The 3,047-nt window shown below is 60.2% G+C and carries 2 rRNA genes; both read right to left on the reverse strand.

Going from position 1 to position 3,047, the window contains the following annotated elements:
• A 23S ribosomal RNA gene (locus BMY31_RS08725) occupies positions 1–981 on the reverse strand; the annotation flags it as partial.
• A gap of 242 nt (positions 982–1,223) precedes the next feature.
• A 16S ribosomal RNA gene (locus BMY31_RS08730) occupies positions 1,224–2,738 on the reverse strand.
• Positions 2,739–3,047 lie beyond the last annotated feature (309 nt).

The following is a 3,047-nucleotide window of genomic DNA, read 5'->3' on the forward strand; positions in this document are numbered from 1 at the left end:
GGACCTACGGCATTCGGAGTTTGATTGGTCTTGGTAGGCGGTGAGGCCCCCGCAACCATTCAGTGCTCTACCTCCGCAGGTAAACGTCCGAGGCTAGCCCTAAAGCTATTTCGGGGAGAACGAGATATCTCCGGGTTTGATAGGCCTTTCACTCCTATCCACAGGTCATCCCCTCAGTTTTCAACCTAAGTGGGTTCGGCCCTCCACGGGGTCTTACCCCCGCTTCAGCCTGCCCATGGATAGCTCACCCGGCTTCGCGTCTACGGTGTGCGACTGAACGCCCTGTTCAGACTCGCTCTCGCTGCGGCTCGCTTGCTAGCTTAACCTCGCCACACGCCGTAACTCGCTGGCTCATTCTACAAAAGGCACGCCGTCACAGTGCAAGCACTGCTCCGACTGCTTGTAGGCACACGGTTTCAGGTACTATTTCACTCCCCTCCCGGGGTGCTTTTCACCTTTCCCTCACGGTACTTGTCCACTATCGGTCACAGGAGAGTATTTAGGCTTGGAGGGTGGTCCCCCCAGGTTCCCACCGGGTTTCACGTGTCCGGCAGTACTCAGGAACCACTCGGCAGTCCTCGCGGATTCGCGTACGGGGCTCTAACCCTGTCTCGCCGGCCTTCCCAGGCCGTTCCGCTTCCACGAGGTTTTGTAACTGCGCGATGAGTGGCCCTACAACCCCGCCGGCGCCGAAGCGGCCGACGGTTTGGCCTATGTCCCCGTTCGCTCGCCACTACTAGGGGAATCTCGTTTGATTTCTCTTCCTCCGGGTACTTAGATGTTTCAGTTCCCCGGGTTACCTCCGCCGCGCCTATGTGTTCAGCGCGGGGCGACGGGAAATGACTCCCGCCGGGTTCGCCCATTCGGAAATCCACGGGTCAAGCGGATATGTGCTCCTAACCGTGGCTTATCGCAGCTTGTCACGTCCTTCGTCGGCTTCCTGTGCCAAGGCATCCACCGTGTGCCCTTACCATCTTCTCTTCGATGGTCCGGTACATACATACACTCCGGCGGACTGGCCGCCGGTGCGATCAGATGCGATCTTCTTGAAAAAGAAAAATATCGTCTTTGTCACGCTATGCAGCTCTCAAGGTACGGCAGGGCGGGGCCCTGGAGACCGGACACTGCGCGCTCTCGCGCGACGAAAGGCAGGCTTCAGCGGGAATGGACGGGACCCGTCCGTGTAAGTGTATGTCTTCTCTAGAAGAGGTGATTCTCCCTAGAAAGGAGGTGATCCATCCGCACGTTCTCGTACGGATACCTTGTTACGACTTCACCCCCCTTACCCTCCACACCTTCGGCGCCTCCCTCCCTTGCGGGTTGGGCCGACGACTTCGGGTGCAGACGACTCGGGTGGTGTGACGGGCGGTGTGTACAAGGCCCGGGAACGCATTCACCGCGGCGTGCTGATCCGCGATTACTAGCAACTCCAACTTCATGGAGGCGGGTTGCAGCCTCCAATCCGAACTGGGGCCGGCTTTGGGGATTCGCTCCTGCTCGCGCAGTGGCAGCCCATTGTGCCGGTCATTGTAGCACGTGTGCAGCCCAGGACATAAGGGGCATGATGACTTGACGTCGTCCCCACCTTCCTCCGGCTTGACGCCGGCGGTCTCGCATGGGTGCCCGGCCGAACCGCTGGCAACATGCGACGAGGGTTGCGCTCGTTGCGGGACTTAACCCAACATCTCACGACACGAGCTGACGACAGCCATGCACCACCTGTATAGGCTCCTCTCGGCCACGGCGTTTCCGCCGCTTCACCTATATGTCAAGCCCTGGTAAGGTTCTTCGCGTTGCTTCGAATTAAGCCACATGCTCCGCTGCTTGTGCGGGCCCCCGTCAATTCCTTTGAGTTTTAGCCTTGCGGCCGTACTCCCCAGGCGGGACACTTAATGCGTTGGCTGCGGCACGGAGGGCACATCCCCCCACACCTAGTGTCCATCGTTTACGGCTAGGACTACCAGGGTATCTAATCCTGTTCGCTCCCCTAGCTTTCGCGCCTCAGCGTCAGTCGTGGCCCAGAAGGCCGCCTTCGCCACCGGTGTTCTTCCAAATATCTGCGCATTCCACCGCTACACTTGGAATTCCGCCTTCCCCTACCAGACTCAAGCCCGCCGGTATCGGGAGCGGGCGGGGGTTGAGCCCCCGGATTTAACTCCCGACCTAACAGGCCGCCTACGCGCGCTTTACGCCCAATGAATCCGGATAACGCTTGCCCCCTACGTATTACCGCGGCTGCTGGCACGTAGTTAGCCGGGGCTTCTTCTGCAGGTACCGTCACCTTGCGGCCTCGTCCCTGCTGAAAGCGGTTTACAACCCGAAGGCCTTCGTCCCGCACGCGGCGTCGCTGCATCAGGCTTTCGCCCATTGTGCAAGATTCCCCACTGCTGCCTCCCGTAGGAGTCTGGGCCGTGTCTCAGTCCCAATCTGGCCGGTCGGTCTCTCAACCCGGCTACCCATCATTGCCTTGGTGGGCCGTTACCCCGCCAACAAGCTAACAGGCCGCGGGCCCATCCCTCGCCGTCGGAGCTTTCCCGGGTCCCCCATGCGGGGGTCCCGGAGTATCAGGTATTAACCACGGTTTCCCGAGGCTATCCCTGTGCGAGGGGCAGGTTGCCCACGTGTTACTCAGCCGTTCGCCACTTTATACACACCCGAAGGTGCTTTAACCGTTCGACTTGCATGTGTTAGGCGCGCCGCCAGCGTTCATCCTGAGCCAGGATCGAACTCTCCGTTCAAATGCCACCGGCCGAGGCCGGTCACGAGTGAAAAAGGAGACAGGTCCGTCTCTGGATCCCGCTGATCTGGATTCGCTTGGTTTGAATTGACTGTTCGTAAATTCGAACTTCGCTTGTGCTGTCTTTCGTCGATCTTTCGATCGCAGTATCCGGTTTTCAAGGTCCGCCGCGTCGCCCGGAGCTCCTCGCCCCGCTGCGGCGCGAGAGATAACTATACGCACCTTCCGGCCCCGTGGGGCCGGGAATCGCGGCCTCCACAACTCCTATACATTTCGGCCCCTCGGGCAACGCGGAATCGGCGGGCGGGGC

Origin of the sequence: Parafannyhessea umbonata, assembly GCF_900111255.1 — a bacterium.
GTDB classification, from domain to species: Bacteria; Actinomycetota; Coriobacteriia; order Coriobacteriales; family Atopobiaceae; genus Olsenella_J; species Olsenella_J umbonata_A.